This window comes from Kitasatospora sp. NPDC056181 (assembly GCF_042266225.1).
GTDB lineage: Bacteria > Actinomycetota > Actinomycetes > Streptomycetales > Streptomycetaceae > Kitasatospora.
The window spans coordinates 25166-44156 of the sequence record NZ_JBHJUK010000012.1 but is presented as its reverse complement, the minus strand read 5'-3'; the positions used below and the strand labels follow the sequence as shown (position 1 = coordinate 44156).

Here is an 18991-nt window from a genome sequence, read left to right as displayed (position 1 = left end):
TATCGGGTGGTCCGGCCGGACACCCGTCCGCCGGTTCACTCGTCCGGGGCGAACAGGGCCACCAGGTCCCCCGCGGTGAGCCGCTCCAGGGTGTCCGGCGCCGCGTCCAGCCCGCCCGGGTAGAGCCGGTAGAGGGCGCCGCCGAGGCCGGCCGGGGCGGGCACGTCGGCGTGCACCAGGGCGGTGAACGCCCGGGCGCCGGTGAGCCGTCCGGCCAGGACGAGGGCGGTTTCGTCGGGCGGGGCGTCCTGGCGGCCGTCGGGCAGGTGCCGGGCGCGCAGCCGCTCGGCGAAGTCCGCCACCGGCTCGTCCGCGGCCCGGCGGTAGCTGTCGACCGCCCCGCCGCGGGTGCGGACCAGCACCTCGTCGGTCCGGGCGGCCGCGGTCGCGCAGGAGAGGTCCCAGAGCGTGGCGCGGGTGCCCTCGGCGAAGTGCGCCAGCACGTCGGCGGCCAGCGTGCCGATCCGCTCCCGGTGCCGCCGGACGTTGTGGAAGCCCCCGGAGGCGCTGGTGTTGAGGTCGGTCCAGGTGTAGCTGCGCCCCGTCAGGTCGACGATCATCGGCACGCAGACCTTGGCGTCGCCGCCGAGGTCCAGCCGCTGCCGGACGGCCTTCGGGTGGAAGTGGCCCCCGCGGCCGCGTGCGGACGCCTCGTCCAGCTCCATGAAGCCGGCGAAGGCGTCGGAGAGGTCCTCGAAGGGGATGTCGTTGTAGGCGAAGACGACGACCACCGCGTACCGGTCGCCGCGCGCGGCCAGCGCCGGCAGGTCGAGGTCGACGAACTCCGTGGCGCCGTGCGGCGGCGGGGCCGAGGTGAGGTCGCCGGAGTGCACCGCGGCCCGCGGTCCGTGCACCAGGTGCGTGTAGTCGCAGAGTCCGGTGAACTGCCAGTGCTCGTCGTACAGCGCGACCGAGAGGTCGAGGTCGACCCGCTGGTGCGGCTTCTGCATCCAGTGCAGGAAGAGCCGGACCCGGCGGCCGTCGGGCAGCCGCTGGACGCTGCCGCGGGGCACCGCGACCAGCGTCCTGGCGCCGGCCCGCTCGGCGAACGGCACCACCAGGTCGGCCAGGCCCTCGTCCAGCACCGCGAGGTCGAGGCGCCCGTGCCGACCGGCGCGGCGCAGCAGTTCGGCCTCGATCAGGGTGCAGACGGGTGCACTGAGCGCCACCGGGACCTCGGTGCCCCAGTCGTCGCGGGCGTGCGCCAGCGCGACCCGCCCGCGCGGGAAGTAGAGCCGGCGCTCACCCGCCTCGCGCGGAGCGCGCAGCCGCCCGTACGCGCCGAGCAGCGGGCCGGGCGCGACCCTGCGCAGCGCGGCCGGGAGCACCCCGGCGAGCTCGGCGGGCAGCGGCTCGCCGGGGCTCCAGGAGGCGTGCACCCGCAGCAGGTGGTGCAGCCGGCGGACCAGCTCGCCCGGACGGCCGGCCAGCAGCCGGACGGCGGCGGGCACGTCACCGCCGGCCAGGGCCCGCTCGACCTTGGCGGCGAAGGTGGTGACGACCAGTCGGGTGTGGCCGGCCGGGGTCTCGTTCACCCGCAGCGGCGCGGGCGCCTCGCGCAGCCGCGGGCCGAGGCCGTGGAGGTCGAGGTCGCTCCGGCGCAGGACGGCGAAGGCCGCCGCCGCGTACGGGAAGCGGTCGCGGTGCTCGTACGGGTGCAGCAGCTCGCCGGCGCGCAGCCAGGCCTGGCGGTGCCGGCCGAGGTCCTCGGCGAGGGTGCCGAGCGGGAACGCGTCGAGGACGGCCAGCAGGTCGCGGCGGAGCGGGCGGGGCAGGTTGCGCAGTCGCAGGCCCCTGGCGGTGGCGGGCAGCAGGTCGGGCTCGGCGCCGGACCAGGCCCAGACCAGCCGGAGCACGTCGGTGGCGGTCGTGAGGTGGTCGGCGAGCAGCGGACGGACGGCGTCCCGGTCCCGGTGGAGGAGGGCCGCCAGGACGGTGGCGCGGCTCTCCCGGACGGGGATGTCGGCGGGCAGCCAGCCGGCCGGGTCGGCCGGGGCGTGGCGGAGCAGCACCGCGAGGTCCTCGCGGTCCTGCGGGTTCAGCGGGGTGCGGCGTTCCAGCAGCCGGGCCAGTTCGACGGCGGCGACGGCGGCCGGGTCGCAGCCGTCGGCGAGCCGGAGCGGGCGGAGCAGCGCGTCGGCGGCGTGCTCGCGGGCGGCGTTGCGGACGGCCCGGGCGTCCAGCGGGAGGTACGTCTCCTCGTCGATCGGGACGTCGCAGAGCGGGCAGCGCCCGTGACCGGCCAGCTCCTCGTGGCACTCGGCGCAGAGCAGGTGGGCGCAGGGCGCGAGGGCGCCGATGCCGGCCTCGGCGCCGGGGCGGGCGCAGCAGCAGCACGGCTGGTTCGGCTGGTTCAGCAGGAAGGCCCGCACGTGTGCCGAGTAGAGGCTGCGGGCGTGCCGCGGCACGCCGTCGGGGAAGGTGCGGAACAGCGGCTTGTGCCTGCGGTCGGCGCCGAGTGCGGCGTCGACGCGGCGCAGCAGGGCGCCGCCGGTGTCGGCCAGGGCGGCCGGCCGCAGCCGGGCGAGTGCGGCGCGCAGCGGCCCGGTCAGGAGGTACCCGCGCTGGGCGAGGTCGGCCTCCAGGGCCACCAGCCCCTGCGCGCTCCACGGATCCGGCTCCCCCGCGGACGCCCCGCCCTCGACGACGACGGCCCCGTTCCTGCGCAGCAGCAGCGGGTCGAGACCGGTGTCGGGCGTGGCGGCGTTCTGCTTCTTCACTGGTTCTTCCCCCGGCGGATACGACGAAGCGGGGGCGGAGAGTGGGCGCACTCGGGTTCATTTGCAGTGAATGGAGAAGGAAGCACGCCGCGGAGCCGCCCCCGCGCCGCCACCCTAGCGAACCCCCCTCGATCGCCCCGAACGAATTTCCGTTCCGCCGGCGCCCGACCTCTTCCTACTGGCGGGTAGCTTCGCTACAGTGGCCGCACGCACCACCGTCGGGCTTCGGGAGCCGCACCGACGGGGTCGTCCGCAGGCGCGCACACCGCGCGGGGCGGGCGACGGTTGACGGTGCCTCCTTCACCGGCCGGTGCCGCGGATCGCGGCGGGGCCGGGCTTCTTCCCTCGTATCAGAGCCGCTTCCTTCACCTCGAGCGCCTGAGTACCACGGCACACCCGCAGCACGGCCGGAGCGGACCGGCGGCTGCGCCGGTGGCCGCAACCGTCATCTCCCAAGCCCCGCGCGCGGACCCTCCTCCGACGGCGCGTCCGTCGGAGCGCGCGCGGGCCCTCATGACAAGGAGTCAGGACAATGGAGCGTCCCTTCCCCACGGTCGCCGTGGTCGGCCTCGGCACGATGGGTGCCGGCGTCGCGGTGGCGGTCGCGAAGAGCGGCCGCCGGGTGATCGGCATCGAGGCCAACGAGGACTCCGCCGCCCGGGCGCTGGCCCGGATCGAGGAGGCGACCGCGCACGCGGTGGCCCGGGAGCGGATCACCGCGGAGGAGCGGGCCGGACTGCTCGCGCGGATCTCGGTGGGCCACGGCCTGGCGGCCGCCGCCGAGGCCGACCTGGTGATCGAGGAGGTGCCCGAGCAGCTGGAGCTGAAGCGGGAGGTCTTCGCCGAGCTGGACCGGATCTGCCCGGAGAGCACCGTGCTGGCGACCGGTACCACCGCGCTGTCGGTGACCCGGATCGCCGCCGCCACCGCCCGCCCGGAGCGCGTGCTGGGCCTGCACTTCTTCAACCCGGTGCACACCATGAAGCTGGTCGAGGTGGTCCGCACCGTGCTGACCGCCCCGCAGGTGGCCGAGGACGCCGCGGCGTTCGCCCGGGACCTCGGCAAGGAGCCGGTGGCCGCCGGCGACCGGGCCGGTTTCGTGGTGAACGGACTGCTCTTCGCGTACCTGAACCAGGCCGCCGCGATGTACGAGTCCAGGTACGCCACCCGGGAGGACATCGACGCCGCGATGCGGCTCGGCTGCGGCCTGCCGATGGGCCCGCTGGCCCTTCTCGACCTGATCGGCGTGGACACCGCCCGGACGGTGCTGGAGGCGATGTACGAGCAGTCCCGGGACCGGCTGCACGCGCCCGCGCCGATCCTCGGCCAGCTGGTCTCCGCCGGGCTGCTGGGCCGCAAGTCCGGCCGGGGCTTCTACACCTACGAGGCGCCGGGCTCCTCCCGGGCGGTCGACGCCGCCACCGGGCCGGCGCGGACGCAGGTGCCGGGCCGCGAGGTGCGCAGCGTCGGCGTCTGCGGCTCGGGCACGATGGCCACCGGCATCGTCGAGGTGTTCGCCAAGGCCGGGTACCGGGTGCTGCTGGCCGCCCGCAGCCTGGAGAAGGCCGAGAACGCCAAGGCGCAGCTGGCCAGGTCGCTGGAGCGCTCGGTCGCCAAGGGCCGGATGACCGCGGAGCAGCGGGACGCGGCGCTGGGGCTGGTGACGCCGGTCGGGCAGTACGCCGAGCTGGCCGAGGTCGACCTGGTGGTCGAGGCGGTCGCCGAGAACCTGGAGGTCAAGCGCGAGCTGTTCGCCACCCTGGACAAGATCGTCAAGCCGGGCGCGGTGCTCGCCACCACCACCTCCTCGCTGCCGGTGATCAGCTGCGCCTCGGCGACCTCGCGGCCGCAGGACGTCATCGGCATGCACTTCTTCAACCCGGCGCCGGCCATGAAGCTGGTCGAGGTGGTGTCCACCGTGCTGACCGCGCCGGACGTCACCGCGACCGTGCTGGAGCTGTGCGCCAAGGTGCGCAAGCACCCGGTGGAGTGCGGCGACCGGGCCGGTTTCATCGTGAACGCGCTGCTCTTCCCGTACCTGAACGACGCGGTGCGGATGCTCCAGGAGCACTACGCGACGGTGGACGACATCGACACCGCGATGAAGCTGGGCTGCGGCTACCCGATGGGCCCGTTCGAGCTGCTGGACGTGGTCGGCCTGGACGTCTCGCTGACCATCGAGAAGGTGCTGCACCAGGAGTTCCGCGAGCCGGGCCTGGCGGCGGCGCCGCTGCTGGAGCACCTGGTGGCGGCCGGCTGCCTCGGCCGCAAGACCGGCCGCGGCTTCCGCGACCACGCCCGCCGGTGACCGCGCCCCCGACGGGCGGCCCGGTGGCCGGCGGATCGGCGGCCTACGGGCCGTCACGGCCGGGCTGGAGCCCCGGGACGGTGTCGGCCCGCTGGCCCAGACCGGCCGTGACCGGCCCGGTCGCGCCGGTGCGGCGGGGAAGGCCCGCGGCGCCGGCCGCCGGGACGTGTAGCGTTCCGGGCATGGATCGGGTTCAGTCAGCCTCCCCGCAGCACGCCGCCGCCCCGCGCGGCGCCGACCGGCCGGCCGGGTCCGGCCCCGCCGCCCCCGACGGGGGCCCTGGCAGCCGCCGGGCGGCAGCACAGCGCCAGCAGATGCGCCAGGACCTGGCCACCGCCGCGATGGAGCTGTTCGCCTCGCAGGGCTACGAGGAGACGACGGTCGACCAGATCGCCGCGGCCGCCGGGGTGGCCCGGCGGACCTTCTTCCGGTACTTCCGGTCCAAGGAGGAGGCGATCTTCCCGGACCACGACGACACCCTGGTCCGGGTGGCCGACCTGCTGGCCAGCGCCGAGCCCGAGGAGCACCCGCTGGACGTGGTCTGCCGGGGCATCAAGGAGGTGCTGCGGATGTACGCCTCCACCCCGGCCGTCTCGGTCGCGCGGTACCAGCTGATCCGCCAGGTGCCGGCGCTGCGCGAGCGGGAGATCGCCGTGGTGGCCCGGTACGAGCGGCTGTTCACCCGGTACCTGCTCGGGCGCTTCGACACCTCGGGGGAGATCCCGGCGGGCTGGCAGCACGGCGGCGAGGACGACTCGATGCTCGCCGAGGTGTCGGCGGCGGCCGTCGTCGCCGCCCACAACCACGTGCTGCGGCGCTGGCTGCGGGCCGGCGGCCGGGGGGACGTGGAGGCACAGCTGGACCACTCCTTCGAGGTGATCCGGCGGACCTTCTGGGCGTCCTCCGCACCCGGTGCCCGCCGGCGCGGGTCGCTCGTGGCACCCGGTGCCAGTGTGACGGGACTGGAGGAGGCTGCCGCGAGCGCACTGAGTGCCAGCCCCGGAGGTGAGGTACTCATCACAGTGGCCCGGACCGACGCTCCGCTGGACGTCGTGGTGGACAGCATCAGGGCCGCGCTGAGCGGTGCCAGGGAGTCCTGACCTCCCACGTATTCGCAGGTCAGAGCAGTTCAACGCGGTTTCGAGGGCCCGTACCGGAGTGCCGGTACGGGCCCTTTCCGCGTCCGCCCGCGGCCGCTCGCACGCGGATTCGGTTCACCTGAATTGATGACACCCGGTGTCTTTACGAGTGGCACAGGGTGCCACTACGTTGTTACCCACCAGTCAGCGGCGCCGCGGCTCCCCACCTCGGCGCGCCGTCGTCCGGTGCTCCCACACCCCGGGAGCAGTGCCCAGCACTCCAGGCCCACCAGCCACACCACCCACCACCCACCTCAGCGAAGCCGGTGTCCGCTCCCGGCTCCCCCAGACGCCCTGTGCCCCCCTCACACAGGTACGCCTTCGGAGGCAGCCATGCAGGAAATCCTCGACGCGATCCTCAGCAACGACGCCACGTCGGAGGACTACGCCGCCATCAAGCTCCCCGAGTCCTACCGGGCGGTCACGCTCCACAAGGACGAGGAGCAGATGTTCGCGGGTCTCGACAGCCGCGACAAGGACCCGCGCAAGTCCCTTCACCTCGACGACGTCGCCCTGCCCGAGCTGGGCCCGGGCGAGGCCCTGGTCGCCGTCATGGCGAGCTCGGTGAACTACAACACCGTGTGGAGCTCGATCTTCGAGCCGGTCTCCACCTTCGGCTTCCTGGAGCGCTACGGCCGCCTGTCGCCGCTGACCAAGCGTCACGACCTGCCGTACCACATCCTCGGCTCGGACCTCGCGGGCGTGGTGCTGCGCACCGGCGCCGGCGTCAACGCCTGGAAGCCGGGCGACGAGGTCGTCGCCCACTGCCTCTCGGTCGAGCTGGAGTCCCCGGACGGCCACAACGACACGATGATGGACCCGGAGCAGCGCATCTGGGGCTTCGAGACCAACTTCGGCGGCCTGGCCCAGCTCGCGCTGGTGAAGACCAACCAGCTGCTGCCCAAGCCGAAGCACCTCACCTGGGAGGAGGCCGCCTCCCCCGGCCTGGTCAACTCCACCGCCTACCGCCAGCTCGTCTCGCAGAACGGCGCGGGCATGAAGCAGGGCGACAACGTGCTGATCTGGGGCGCCAGCGGCGGCCTCGGCTCGTACGCCACCCAGTACGCGCTGGCCGGCGGCGCCACCCCGATCTGCGTGGTCTCCAACGAGTCCAAGGCCGAGATCTGCCGCGCCATGGGCGCCGAGGCGATCATCGACCGCTCCGCCGAGGGCTACAAGTTCTGGAAGGACGAGAACAACCAGGACCCGCGCGAGTGGAAGCGCCTGGGCTCCAAGATCCGCGAGTTCACCGGCGGCGAGGACGTGGACATCGTCTTCGAGCACCCGGGCCGCGAGACCTTCGGTGCCTCGGTCTACGTCACCCGCAAGGGCGGCACCATCGTCACCTGCGCCTCGACCTCCGGCTTCATGCACCAGTACGACAACCGCTACCTGTGGATGTCGCTGAAGCGCATCGTCGGCTCGCACTTCGCCAACTACCGCGAGGCGTTCGAGGCCAACCGCCTGGTCGCCAAGGGCAAGATCCACCCGACCCTGTCCAAGGTCTACTCCCTGGAGGAGACCGGCCAGGCCGCCCTCGACGTGCACCAGAACAAGCACCAGGGCAAGGTCGGCGTCCTCTGCCTGGCGCCCGAGGAGGGCATGGGCGTGCGCGACCACGAGCTGCGCGCCAAGCACCTCCCGGCGATCAACCGCTTCCGGGACATCTGACATGGCCGACCGTGACCGTCCCTGGCTGATGCGCACGTACGCGGGGCACTCGACCGCGAGCGACTCCAACGCGCTCTACCGGCGGAACCTCGCGAAGGGCCAGACCGGCCTCTCGGTCGCCTTCGACCTGCCGACCCAGACCGGCTACGACTCCGACCACATCCTCGCCCGCGGCGAGGTCGGCCGGGTCGGCGTGCCGGTGGGCCACGTCGGGGACATGCGCACCCTGTTCGACGGCATCCCGCTCGAACAGACCAACACCTCGATGACGATCAACGCCACCGCGATGTGGCTGCTGGCGCTCTACCAGGTGGTCGCCGAGGAGCAGGGTGCCGACGTCGCCAGGCTCACCGGCACCACCCAGAACGACATCGTCAAGGAGTACCTCTCGCGCGGGACGCACGTCTTCCCGCCCGGGCCGTCGGTGCGCCTGATCACCGACATGATCGCCTACACGGTCGGCAACATCCCCAAGTGGAACCCGATCAACATCTGCAGCTACCACCTCCAGGAGGCCGGGGCCACCCCGGTCCAGGAGATCGCCTACGCGATGTGCACCGCCATCTCGGTGCTGGACGCGGTCCGCGACTCCGGCCAGGTGCCGGCCGAGCGGATGGGCGAGGTGGTCGCCCGGATCTCCTTCTTCGTCAACGCCGGCGTGCGCTTCGTCGAGGAGATGTGCAAGATGCGCGCCTTCGCCCAGCTCTGGGAGAAGGTCACGCTGGAGCGGTACGGCATCCAGGACGCCAAGCAGCGGCGGTTCCGCTACGGCGTCCAGGTCAACTCGCTGGGCCTGACCGAGGCGCAGCCGGAGAACAACGTCCAGCGGATCGTGTTGGAGATGCTCGCCGTCACCCTCTCCAAGGACGCCCGCGCCCGGGCCGTCCAGTTGCCGGCCTGGAACGAGGCCCTCGGCCTGCCCCGGCCCTGGGACCAGCAGTGGTCGCTGCGCATCCAGCAGGTGCTCGCCTACGAGTCCGACCTGCTGGAGTACGGGGACATCTTCAACGGCTCGGAGGTGATCGAGGCCAAGACCGCCGCGCTGCTCGCCGGCGCCGAGGCCGAGATCGCCAAGGTGCTGGAGATGGGCGGGGTGATCCCCGCCGTCGAGTCCGGCTACCTGAAGTCCAACCTGGTCGCCTCGCACGCCGCCCGCCGGGCCCGGATCGAGTCCGGCGAGGACAAGATCATCGGTGTCAACTGCTTCGACACCACCGAGGAGAGCCCGCTCACGGCCGACCTCGACACCGCGATCATGGTGGTCGACCCGGCCTCCGAGCAGTCCGTCCTCGCCAACCTGGAGAAGTGGCGCGCGCAGCGCGACGAGAGCGCCGCCCTGCGCGCCCTGGAGGAGCTCAAGGCCGTCGCCGCCACCGACGCCAACCTGATGGCCCCGACGCTCGCCTGCGCCCGTGCCGGGGTCACCACCGGCGAGTGGTCCTTCGCCCTGCGCGAGGTCTTCGGCGAGTACCGCGCGCCCACCGGCGTCGGCGGCGCCCCGGTCGCGGTCGCGGCCGAGCCCGGCGGCGAGCTGGCCGCGGTCCGCGAGGCGGTCGCCGCTACCGCCGCCGAGCTGGGCAGCGGCAAGCTGCGCCTGCTGGTCGGCAAGCCCGGCCTGGACGGGCACTCCAACGGCGCCGAGCAGATCGCCGTCCGGGCCCGCGACGCCGGGTTCGAGGTGGTCTACCAGGGCATCCGGCTGACGCCCGAGCAGATCGTCTCCGCCGCCGTCGCGGAGGACGTGCACTGCGTCGGCCTGTCGATCCTCTCGGGGGCCCACTCCGAGCTCGTGCCCGACGTCCTTCACCGGCTGCGCCGGGCCGGGGTGGAGGATGTCCCGGTGATCGTGGGTGGCATCATCCCGGCAGCGGACGGCGAGGCCCTCAAGGCCGCCGGCGTCGCCGCCGTGTTCACCCCGAAGGACTTCGGCATCACGACCATCATCGGCCGGATCGTGGACGAGATCCGGCTGGCCAACCGGCTCCAGCCCTGGACGCCCGCACCCGCGACCACCAGCTGACCACTGGAAGGAACTGAACCACCCTCATGAGCAACGTCAACCGTCTGCGCCCCCGCCGCTCCTGCCTCGCCGTGCCGGGCTCCAACCCGCGCTTCCTGGAGAAGGCCCAGGGCCTCCCGGCCGACCAGGTCTTCCTGGACCTGGAGGACGCCTGCGCCCCCCTGGTCAAGGAGAGCGCCCGGCACAACATCGTCGACGCGCTGAACAACGGCGACTGGGGCAAGAAGACCAAGGTCGTCCGGGTCAACGACTGGACCACCCACTGGACGTACCGCGACGTGATCACGGTCGTCGAGGGCGCCGGCCCGAACCTCGACTGCATCATGCTGCCCAAGGTCCAGGACGCCGAGCAGGTCAAGGCGCTCGACCTGCTGCTCACCCAGATCGAGAAGACCATGGGCTTCGAGGTCGGCAAGATCGGCATCGAGGCGCAGATCGAGAACGCCAAGGGCCTGATCAACGTCGACGCGATCGCCGAGGCCTCCCCGCGGCTGGAGACCATCATCTTCGGCCCGGCCGACTTCATGGCCTCGATCAACATGAAGTCCCTGGTGGTCGGCGAGCAGCCGGCGGGCTACCCGGCCGACGCCTACCACTACATCCTGATGCGCATCCTGATGGCCGCCCGCGCCAACGACCTCCAGGCGATCGACGGCCCCTACCTGCAGATCCGCAACCAGGAGGGCTACCGCGAGGTGGCCGGCCGCGCCGCCGCGCTCGGCTTCGACGGCAAGTGGGTGCTCCACCCGGACCAGGTCGCCGCCGCGAACGAGATCTTCTCGCCCTCGCAGGAGGACTACGACCACGCCGAGCTGATCCTCGACGCGTACGACTGGTGCACCTCCGAGGCGGGCGGCGCCAAGGGTTCCGCGATGCTCGGCGACGAGATGATCGACGAGGCCAGCCGCAAGATGGCCCTGGTCATCGCGGGCAAGGGCCGGGCCGCCGGTTTCCAGCGCACCTCCAAGTTCGAGCCCCCGCAGGCCTGACCCCCTAAGGACCACTGAGATGCAGTTCGGACGCACCTACGAGGAGTTCGAGGTCGGGGCGGTCTACAAGCACTGGCCCGGCAAGACGGTCACCGAGTACGACGACCACCTCTTCTGTCTGCTCACCATGAACCACCACCCGCTCCACATGGACACGAACTATGCGGAGAAGACGACGGACTTCGGCAAGAACGTCGTGGTGGGCAACTACATCTACTCGCTGCTGCTCGGCATGTCCGTCCCGGACGTCTCCGGCAAGGCGATCGCCAACCTGGAGATCGAGTCGCTGCGGCACGTGGCGCCGACCTTCCACGGCGACACCATCTACGGCGAGACGACGGTGCTCGACAAGTGGCCGTCCAAGTCCAAGGACGACCGGGGCATCGTCTACGTCGAGACCAAGGGGTACAAGCAGGACGGCACGGTCGTCTGCATCTTCCGCCGGAAGGTGATGGTGCCGACCGAGACGTACATCAAGGAGCGGGGCGGCGAGCAGCCCGGCCGTCCCACTCCCCTCTCCTGAGCCCGGGAGACCCACCGACCACGGAGCTCCCTGCACCTCGGAGCTCCTGGACCCCGGACGGGTAGGCCGCCGTCATCGGCCGATCCCCACCCGGAACGGGGGCCCTGCTGCCGCAGCCACGCCGGCAGGGCCCCCGGCAATCCCCCCCCGCTCTTCGCCCCCCACCCTCTTTTCTCTTCGCCACAGGAGCCGCACGATGGGACGCCTCGCACAGACCGACGGCCTCACCGAGATCCAGCGGGACATCCTCGCCACCGTGCGGGATTTCGTCGACAAGGAGATCATTCCGGTCGCGACCGAGCTGGAGCACAAGGACGAGTACCCGACCGCCATCGTCGAGGGCATGAAGCAGCTCGGCCTCTTCGGGCTCACCATCCCCGAGGAGTACGGCGGCCTCGGCGAGTCGCTGCTCACCTACGCCCTCGTGGTGGAGGAGATCGCCCGCGGCTGGATGTCCGTCTCCGGCATCGTCAACACGCACTTCATCGTGGCGCACATGATCAACGCGCACGGCACCCAGGAGCAGAAGGACTACTTCCTGCCGAAGATGGCGGCCGGCGAGATCCGCGGCGCCTTCTCGATGTCCGAGCCCGGCCTCGGCTCGGACGTCTCGGCCATCTCCACCAAGGGCGTCAAGGACGGCGACTTCTACGTCCTCAACGGCCAGAAGATGTGGCTCACCAACGGCGGCACGTCCACCCTGGTCGCGGTGCTCTGCAAGACCGACGAGGGCGGCAACAGCCCGTACAAGAACATGACCACCTTCCTGATCGAGAAGACGGCGGGCTTCGGCCCGAACCCGACCGTCCCCGGCCTCACCGTGCCCGGGAAGATCGAGAAGATGGGCTACAAGGGCGTCGACACCACCGAGCTGGTGCTCCAGGACGTCCGCATCCCGGCCGACCGCATCCTCGGCGGCGTCCCGGGCAAGGGCTTCTACCAGATGATGGACGGCGTCGAGGTCGGCCGGGTCAACGTGGCCGCCCGCGGCTGCGGCGTCGCGCGGCGCGCCTTCGAGCTGGGCATCTCCTACGCCCAGCAGCGCTCGACCTTCGGCAAGAAGATCGCCGAGCACCAGGCGATCCAGTTCAAGCTCGCCGAGATGGCCACCAAGGTCGAGGCCGCCCACCAGATGATGGTGATGGCCGCCCGCAAGAAGGACAGCGGCGAGCGCAACGACCTCGAGGCCGGCATGGCCAAGTACCTCGCCTCCGAGTACTGCAAGGAGGTCGTCGAGGACGCCTTCCGCATCCACGGCGGCTACGGCTTCTCCAAGGAGTACGAGATCGAGCGCCTCTACCGCGAGGCCCCGATGCTGCTCATCGGTGAAGGTACTGCGGAGATCCAGAAGATGATCGTCGGCCGCCGCCTGCTGGAGGAGTACCGCATCGCGGAGTGACCAACGGTGCCCGGCCCCGGCGCGGTGACGCGCCGCGGGGCCGGGCCGACGGCCCGATGACGGCCGGAAGACGGGCGTGCGGGCCCGTCCCGGCATCCCGCCGTGCCCACCACGGCCCCGGCCTGGTCCGCCTGGGGCCCCGGCACGGCTCCCGAAGCGGCCGCAGGGCGTACAGCTGCTGTCACGCGCCTTGCGGCCGCTTCGGCGCACCCTCGTGCGCCGCCGGCGAACGGCGCCGCGCCGCGCCCGGTTCCGTAGGCCCGTCCGTTGAGACATGAGTCACCAGCCCTGCCCGGACCCTTGGGAACCGGAGCGGGGCGAGCTACGGTCGTATACCAAGGAGGCGCAACGACGCCTCACGCAGGACACATGAACGAGCAGGCGGGTTGCCCACCCACCGTGTGCTCCCGATAGCATCCACCGGGACAGCAGCCGTCCCTCTATTACTCGATCCCCGCGGTGGCCCCCGTCCAGCGGCCATGTTCCCCCGCGACAAAGGTCTTCGATGCCCATCAGCCCGTCCCCTCACACCTCCGTCACGGACCGCGATGCCCTCGCACCCACGACGGCCGGTCGGCGACCCCGCGTGACCATCGCGCGCGGAGCCACCCCCTGGTTCGTCCCCACTCTCGCCACGGCCGCCGTGACCACCGCCCTCACCCGGCGCAGTGGCAAGTGGGCCCTGGCGGCGGTACCCGCCTGTGCGCTCGGCGCGGGCATGCTGTGGTTCTTCCGCGACCCCGAGCGTGAGATCGGCACGGGCAGAGTGATCTCCCCCGCCGACGGCGTGGTGCAGAGCATCGACGCCTGGCCGGACGGCCGCACCCGGGTGGCGATCTTCATGAGCCCGCTCAACGTCCACGTCAACCGGGCGCCCCTGCCCGGCACGGTGGCGTCGGTGGAGCACGTCGCGGGCGGTTTCGTGCCCGCGTTCAACAAGGACAGCGACCAGAACGAGCGGGTCGTCTGGCACTTCGACACCGAACTCGGCGACATCGAGATGGTGCAGATCGCGGGGGCCGTGGCCCGCCGGATCGTGCCGTACGTGGACGCCGGTACCAAGGTCGAGCAGGGCGATCGGATCGGTCTGATCCGCTTCGGGTCCCGGGTCGACACCTACCTGCCGGCCGGCGTCGAGGTCGGCGTCGAGGTCGGCCAGAAGACCACAGCCGGGGTGACTCGCCTTGACCGTGACTGAACCTGAGACCATCGTCGGCCTAGACGACGAGGAGACGGCCCTGCGCCGTCGCCGCTGGGCGCGCGACCGTGAGCTGCGTGCTCCGCGCTCCCCGCAGCACTTGTCCACCGCCGACTTCCTGACCCTGGGGAACGCCGTCTGCGGCTTCCTGGCGATCTACTCGATCACCACCGGGGTCCTCGTCCCGCACATCACCAACCCGGACGCCGCTCCGGACAAGCACAGCGCCGCCACCGCGGTGACGCTGCTGCTGATCGGTTCGATGTGCGACCTCTTCGACGGGCTGGTGGCGCGCAAGCTGCGCTCCTCCGCCCTCGGGGCCGAACTCGACAACCTGGCCGACCTGATCAGCTTCGGCATCGCGCCGGCCTACTTCGTCGCGGTCTGGGGCATGGTCTCGCCGGGCTCCGACAGCCGGCTCTCGGCCCTGATCGCACTGACGGTGCTGCTGTCCGTGGTGCTGCGGCTGGCCCGCTTCTCGGCCGTGAAGATGCGGCCCGGGGTGTTCCAGGGCATGCCCTGCCCGATGGGCGCCATGACGGTGATCGCCATCGTGCTGCTGGACCCGCCGTTCCTGCCCGGCCTGCTGGCCATCGCGGGCACCGCGTACCTGATGATGAGCCGGATCGAGTACCCGAAGCCGCAGGGGCTGCTGGCCACCGCCACGCTCTGCTGGATCGTCCTCTCGATCGGCTGCCTGGCGGCCTGGGCGACCGGCCTCAAGGGCGGCGACTACCTGCTGCACATCGGCGCCTACGGCCAGATCACGCTGGCCGCGATGGCCCCGCTGCTGGTCATCCGGCGCAAGGTCGGCCAGAAGGTCGGGGACGTGCGGGCGCGCCGCGCCGAGTCACGGCTCGACTGATCACGACACGCACGACGAAGGGCCCGGATCCGGTGAACGGATCCGGGCCCTTCGTCGTACCCGGGGTCGTGCGGGCGGTGCGGTTGTTCAGGCGGTGCGGTTGCCCGGGCCGCTCAGGCTCACGGCTCAGGCCCGGACGGCTCAGGCCCACGCCCAGACGGCTCAGGCGCCGCCGCGGTGGACGCTGAAGGCCGAACGGCGGGCCGCGCGGGCCACTCCCGGGTCCGGGTGGACCCCGGAGACGGCGGTCAGCACCGAGGCGGCCCGGGGGTGCCCGGACTGCCGGGCGCGGGCGAACAGCCGGACCGGGTCACCGGCCGAGGCGCCCTCGACGTGGCCGACCAGCAGCTCGGTCTCCCCGTGGTCCAGCACGGCCGCGGCGGTGTCCACCCAGAGCCAGGCGGCGTCCTCCGCGCCGAGCACGTCCGCCGGGGCGACGCCCTCGTCCGACTGCTCGGCCAGCCAGAGCAGCGCGTACGGGCGCAGCACCGGCTCGTCGACGGCGGCCCGGACGGCCTGCTCGGCGGTGGAACCGGCCACGCGCAGCGCCTCGAAGGCGAGGCCGCGCACCAGGGCGTCGTCGCCCTGCGCGGCGTCCAGCAGCTCGGCCACCGCCCGGTCGGCCGGGCGGGCGGCCACCCAGGCGCGGAACTCGGCGCGGGCCGGGCCCGGCGAGTAGTCGGCGCAGGCGTTGAGCAGTTCGAAGGCGCTCTGCTCGATGTGCCCGGCGGCGGTCTGCGCGACGGTGCAGATCTCCTCCAGCTTGGCCCGCACCGCCCAGTGCCCCAGCGGGGACAGCTCGGCGGCCTCGTCCTTGCGGACCACCGCGCCGACGGCGGCGAGGCCGTCCAGCATCCAGTCCAGGACGGCGGCGACGTCGGCGGTCGCGGCCGGGGTGTCGATCTGCGGCTCGCGGCAGGTGCCGCGGACGGCCGAGACGGCGGACGCGGCGTGCGGCACGGGCGACAGGCCCAGCGCACCGGTACCGCCGCCCACCCGGCGCTCGTCCAGGCCCCGGCGCAGCAGCTCCAGCAGCTCGCTGTCGGCGACCGGGCCGGCCACCAGGTGCAGGAAGGAGAGCAACTGCGGCGCCTGGTCGACGGCCTGCCCGGCGAGCATCGCGAAGACGCCGCGCAGGGCGGCCGGCGGTACCGGGGCGAGCAGCGTCCAGGCGTCGAACAGCGCCGACCAGCCGCGGACCACGGCCTCGTCGTCGTGTTCCCAGGCGTGCAGGCGCCAGCCGGGGGCGGCGCCGCCGTCCCTGGCCTCGACCAGGCCGACGAGCAGGGCCTGGCCCCACGCGTTGGCGGCGGCACCGACCGTCATGGCCAGCGCGCGGCCGGCGGCGCGGGCGTCCTCGGGGAGCAGCTCGCCGCGCTTGTCGACCTCGGAGAGTTCGCCGGCCCAGCGGGCGATGCGGACGGCGTCGACCAGCATCCGGCGGGCCAGCGGGGCGAGCTCGGCAGGAGCGGGGAAGCCCTCGGGCACCGGGACCCGGCCGCGGCCGGGGGCGGGTGCGGGGCCTCGTCGGCGGGGTACGCCGGTGCCCGGCCGGGCGCCGGCGGGGCGGTAGGCCGTTCCGGGGAGACGGGTCACCGTCGCACCGGAACCGATCGTCGGCGGGAGCGGGGCATCACGGTCGCGCGGGTTCCGAGACGTCACGTCGTGCAGTCTTCCCCTTGTACCGGCCATCTGTCACATCCGGTTCGCCGCGGGCTCCGGGAGGCGGGCGCGGGGGGTCCACAAGATCGGGCAACAGAGGCCAAACCGCCTGGCCGGATCTGTATGTCGTGATCATGTCAGGGACACCGGGGGCGGCCGCCCGGCGGTCACGGGAGGGGGCGGAGGGCCACCTGGGGCCGGAGGAACGGTGGGCTAGAGGAACGGTGTGAGCCAGCGGCGGAGCTGCTCCTCGTAGCGGGCGGGGTCGGCGTTCCAGAGGGCGGCGTGGTCGCCGCCGGGGACCGGCTGGAGGCTGACCACGTCGGAGCGGCGCCCGGCCAGCCGCGCGGCGGCCCGCCAGGGCGCCACGGGGTCGTCGGGGCCGTGCAGGACGAGGGTCGGCACCCGAAGGTCGGTACCGTCCGCGATCCGGGCGAAGTCGGCCAGGTCGACGCCGGTCCGTCCCTCCACCGCCAGGGCGCCGAGCTCGGCGGCGGTGCCGCGGTAGCCGGAGCGGGCGGCGCCCCGGCGGGCGGTGGCGGGCAGGTCGAGAACGGGCGAGTCCAGGATCAGACTGCTGACCGAGGAGGCCCAGGCGGACCGGGCGGCGGTCTGCAGGGCGATCGTGGCGCCGAGCGACCAGCCGTAGAGGACGACCCTCCCGGCGCCGCTGTCCAGGGCGAGCCGCACGGCCGCCTCGACGTCCCGCCACTCGGTCTCGCCGAAGTGGTCGAGCCCGTCGGGGGAGGCGGGGGCGCCCGCGTCGCCGCGGTAGGTGACGGCGAGAGCGGGCAGGCCGAGCCGGTCCAGCAGCGGGAGCACCGGGAGGACCTGCTGCCGGTCGGCGCCGGAGCCGTGGACCAGGACGACCCAGGTGCCGCGCTTGCCGTCCAGGTACCACGCGGGCAGGGCGCCCAGCTCGCCCGCGGCGGCGGTCTCGGAGAACGGCAGGCCGAGGGCGGTGGTCGGGTCGCCCGTGTGGACGCGGGGGGTGAAACGGACCACGGTGCCGGAGGTCAGGGTGCCGCGGTCGGCGCGGACCAGCCGCCGGGTGACGCCCTGCGCGTCCTCGTGCAGGACCTCCTCGACCACGGCGTGCCCGCCGTCCCCCCACTCGACGGCCCAGCGGCCGGGGCGGATGCTCTCCGGACTGCGGGTGAAGGTGACGCGCCCGGAGGCGAGGGCCTTGACCAGGACGGGGCCGGCGGGTCGGCCCGGGGCCTTCACCCGGTGGACCATCCGCTCGGACGCCCTCCGGCCGATGACCAGCACGGCGGCCCCGGCACCGGCACCGATGGCGGCGGCCGCCACGACGGCTGCGGTTCCCCAACGCATATCGCTCCCCGCTCTGTAGGTCGCGGACTGGGCAGTGTGCCCACCAGTCCACTCGCGGAGGCGGCGGCCGGCCACCGGACACGGCCGTCCGGGTCACACCGGGCCACACCGGGCCCCCGGGCCGCACCGGGACCCACCGGGACCCACCGGGACGCCCGTCACGCCGAGGAGCACCGGCCGCACCGGGACGGGGTCACCTCGGCACGGCATCGTCTCGGCACCTGGCCCGGCTTCACCTCGGCACCTCGACACGGCTTCACCTCGGCGCGGCGTCGCCGCGGGGTGCGGCCCTCCGGTCAGACCGGGATCTCGGTGTCCCGCCGGCCGAGCAGCTCCCAGAACCGCTCGTCGAGCGGCTGCTCCCGCCCCGCGGAGTGCCGCGCCGCCGGGGCCGGGGAGCCCCAGCTGCCCGCGCCCCAGTGGGAGGAGACCTGGTTCTCGTTCTGCAGCACCGCCAGCACGGCGGCGAGGTCCTCCTCGTGCACCGGCACGATCCGGCCGATCGCCCGGACCTGCGCCTGCCAGCGGCCGTCCACGCACTGCCGCAGCCGCTGGTCCAGCTCGTCCCGACGGCCCGTCACCGCGACCAGCTCGCGCAGTGTCAGGCCGAGCACCCGGGCGAGCGCGTGGGTCTGCTCCTCGTCGCCGTCCCAGCGGTCGGTGGCCTCGGCCCGCTGGTAGTGCGGCAGCGGCATGCCGATCCGGCGGGCGGCGTTCTCCTGGCCGAGCTCGCGGGCGACCCGGAAGTCCCGCAGCCGGGCCGGGCGGACCCCCATCAGCTGGGCCGGCGGGCACCAGAGGGCGCGGGCCAGCGCGATGAACTCCTCCTCGGCGGGGCGCAGCTCGCCGCCCTCCCAGCCGAGCACGTGGGCGGGCACCAGCCGGACCCCGTGCGCGGCCATGCCCTCGACCACCTGTTCCGGGGTCAGGCCGAGGCCGGCGCGGTGCGCGCGGGCGGCCGCGGGCGAAAAGGGCACCGGAGGGACGGCGGGGGGCTGTCTGCGTCGCATGGGACCCGACGGTAGGGGCTGGTGGTTCGGTGCCCCAGCCGCCGAACGCACGAAGCACCGCTGTAGGGGTCTACATGCCGCTGGACGATCACACAGGCTGTCATGCCCCTGCGGGGGGTGATGATCAGAGGTAGCGACGGGGCCGAAACCGG

Annotated in this window: 13 protein-coding genes; 9 read left to right on the top strand and 4 right to left on the bottom strand. The window is 73.2% G+C overall.

Features of this window, described 5'->3' with window-relative positions; genetic code table 11:
- Positions 1–35: 35 nt before the first annotated feature.
- Positions 36–2720 (bottom strand): MXAN_6230/SCO0854 family RING domain-containing protein, encoded by a 2685-nt coding sequence (locus tag ACFC1F_RS07765; RefSeq protein ID WP_376156427.1) that lies wholly within the window; start codon positions 2718–2720, stop codon positions 36–38.
- Positions 2721–3252: 532 nt separating this feature from the next.
- On the opposite strand from ACFC1F_RS07765, the gene ACFC1F_RS07760 reads away from it, so the two are divergent.
- The 9 genes from ACFC1F_RS07760 (at position 3253) to ACFC1F_RS07720 (ending at position 14832) form a co-directional block, all read left to right on the top strand.
- Positions 3253–5028, top strand: a complete 1776-nt coding sequence (locus ACFC1F_RS07760; RefSeq protein WP_376156426.1) for a 3-hydroxyacyl-CoA dehydrogenase family protein — start codon at positions 3253–3255, stop codon at positions 5026–5028.
- A gap of 182 nt (positions 5029–5210) precedes the next feature.
- Positions 5211–6128: a TetR family transcriptional regulator gene (locus ACFC1F_RS07755; protein ID WP_209411790.1), complete on the top strand. Its 918-nt coding sequence runs from the start codon at positions 5211–5213 to the stop codon at positions 6126–6128.
- Between the two features lie 372 nt (positions 6129–6500).
- Entirely contained in the window at positions 6501–7838 is a 1338-nt protein-coding gene (gene ccrA / locus ACFC1F_RS07750; RefSeq protein WP_376156424.1) for a crotonyl-CoA carboxylase/reductase, read from the top strand.
- A 1-nt stretch (position 7839) separates the two neighbouring features.
- The gene (locus tag ACFC1F_RS07745) at positions 7840–9858 is read left to right on the top strand and encodes a protein meaA (protein ID WP_376156423.1); all 2019 of its coding nucleotides are present in this window, start codon (positions 7840–7842) and stop codon (positions 9856–9858) included.
- A gap of 26 nt (positions 9859–9884) precedes the next feature.
- A complete protein-coding gene (locus ACFC1F_RS07740; RefSeq protein ID WP_148642439.1) occupies positions 9885–10847 on the top strand; it encodes a CoA ester lyase in 963 nt (320 codons plus the stop codon).
- Positions 10848–10866: 19 nt separating this feature from the next.
- Positions 10867–11370 carry a MaoC family dehydratase gene (locus ACFC1F_RS07735; RefSeq protein ID WP_045704019.1) on the top strand — a complete coding sequence of 168 codons (504 nt, stop codon included), beginning with the start codon at positions 10867–10869 and terminating at the stop codon, positions 11368–11370.
- A gap of 196 nt (positions 11371–11566) precedes the next feature.
- Positions 11567–12769 carry an acyl-CoA dehydrogenase family protein gene (locus ACFC1F_RS07730; RefSeq protein WP_209411787.1) on the top strand — a complete coding sequence of 401 codons (1203 nt, stop codon included), beginning with the start codon at positions 11567–11569 and terminating at the stop codon, positions 12767–12769.
- Positions 12770–13274: 505 nt separating this feature from the next.
- A complete protein-coding gene (locus ACFC1F_RS07725) occupies positions 13275–13967 on the top strand; it encodes a phosphatidylserine decarboxylase (protein ID WP_245204592.1) in 693 nt (230 codons plus the stop codon).
- The gene (locus tag ACFC1F_RS07720) at positions 13954–14832 is read left to right on the top strand and encodes a phosphatidylcholine/phosphatidylserine synthase (RefSeq protein WP_374105984.1); all 879 of its coding nucleotides are present in this window, start codon (positions 13954–13956) and stop codon (positions 14830–14832) included. Before ACFC1F_RS07725 ends, ACFC1F_RS07720 begins: the two co-directional genes overlap by 14 nt.
- Before the next feature lie 162 nt (positions 14833–14994).
- Here the strand turns inward: ACFC1F_RS07720 and ACFC1F_RS07715 are convergent, their stop codons facing one another.
- From ACFC1F_RS07715 to ACFC1F_RS07705, 3 genes are all read right to left on the bottom strand, one after another.
- The gene (locus tag ACFC1F_RS07715) at positions 14995–16428 is read right to left on the bottom strand and encodes a hypothetical protein (protein WP_376156420.1); all 1434 of its coding nucleotides are present in this window, start codon (positions 16426–16428) and stop codon (positions 14995–14997) included.
- A 279-nt stretch (positions 16429–16707) separates the two neighbouring features.
- Complete coding sequence (locus ACFC1F_RS07710) at positions 16708–17829, bottom strand: alpha/beta hydrolase (protein WP_376156419.1); 1122 nt, start codon at positions 17827–17829, stop codon at positions 16708–16710.
- A 296-nt stretch (positions 17830–18125) separates the two neighbouring features.
- The gene (locus ACFC1F_RS07705) at positions 18126–18839 is read right to left on the bottom strand and encodes an XRE family transcriptional regulator (protein ID WP_376156417.1); all 714 of its coding nucleotides are present in this window, start codon (positions 18837–18839) and stop codon (positions 18126–18128) included.
- Between the last annotated feature and the right edge of the window lie 152 nt (positions 18840–18991).

What these genes read in the sequence shown, in the direction of transcription:
- ACFC1F_RS07760 (WP_376156426.1), top strand. Translation starts at nt 3,253, where the DNA reads ATGGAGCGTCCCTTCCCCACGGTCGCCGTGGTCGGCCTCGGCACGATG.
- ACFC1F_RS07755 (WP_209411790.1), top strand. Translation starts at nt 5,211, where the DNA reads ATGGATCGGGTTCAGTCAGCCTCCCCGCAGCACGCCGCCGCCCCGCGC.
- ccrA (WP_376156424.1), top strand. Translation starts at nt 6,501, where the DNA reads ATGCAGGAAATCCTCGACGCGATCCTCAGCAACGACGCCACGTCGGAG.
- ACFC1F_RS07745 (WP_376156423.1), top strand. Translation starts at nt 7,840, where the DNA reads ATGGCCGACCGTGACCGTCCCTGGCTGATGCGCACGTACGCGGGGCAC.
- ACFC1F_RS07740 (WP_148642439.1), top strand. Translation starts at nt 9,885, where the DNA reads ATGAGCAACGTCAACCGTCTGCGCCCCCGCCGCTCCTGCCTCGCCGTG.
- ACFC1F_RS07735 (WP_045704019.1), top strand. Translation starts at nt 10,867, where the DNA reads ATGCAGTTCGGACGCACCTACGAGGAGTTCGAGGTCGGGGCGGTCTAC.
- ACFC1F_RS07730 (WP_209411787.1), top strand. Translation starts at nt 11,567, where the DNA reads ATGGGACGCCTCGCACAGACCGACGGCCTCACCGAGATCCAGCGGGAC.
- ACFC1F_RS07725 (WP_245204592.1), top strand. Translation starts at nt 13,275, where the DNA reads ATGCCCATCAGCCCGTCCCCTCACACCTCCGTCACGGACCGCGATGCC.
- ACFC1F_RS07710 (WP_376156419.1), bottom strand. Translation starts at nt 17,829, where the DNA reads ATGCGTTGGGGAACCGCAGCCGTCGTGGCGGCCGCCGCCATCGGTGCC.
- ACFC1F_RS07705 (WP_376156417.1), bottom strand. Translation starts at nt 18,839, where the DNA reads ATGCGACGCAGACAGCCCCCCGCCGTCCCTCCGGTGCCCTTTTCGCCC.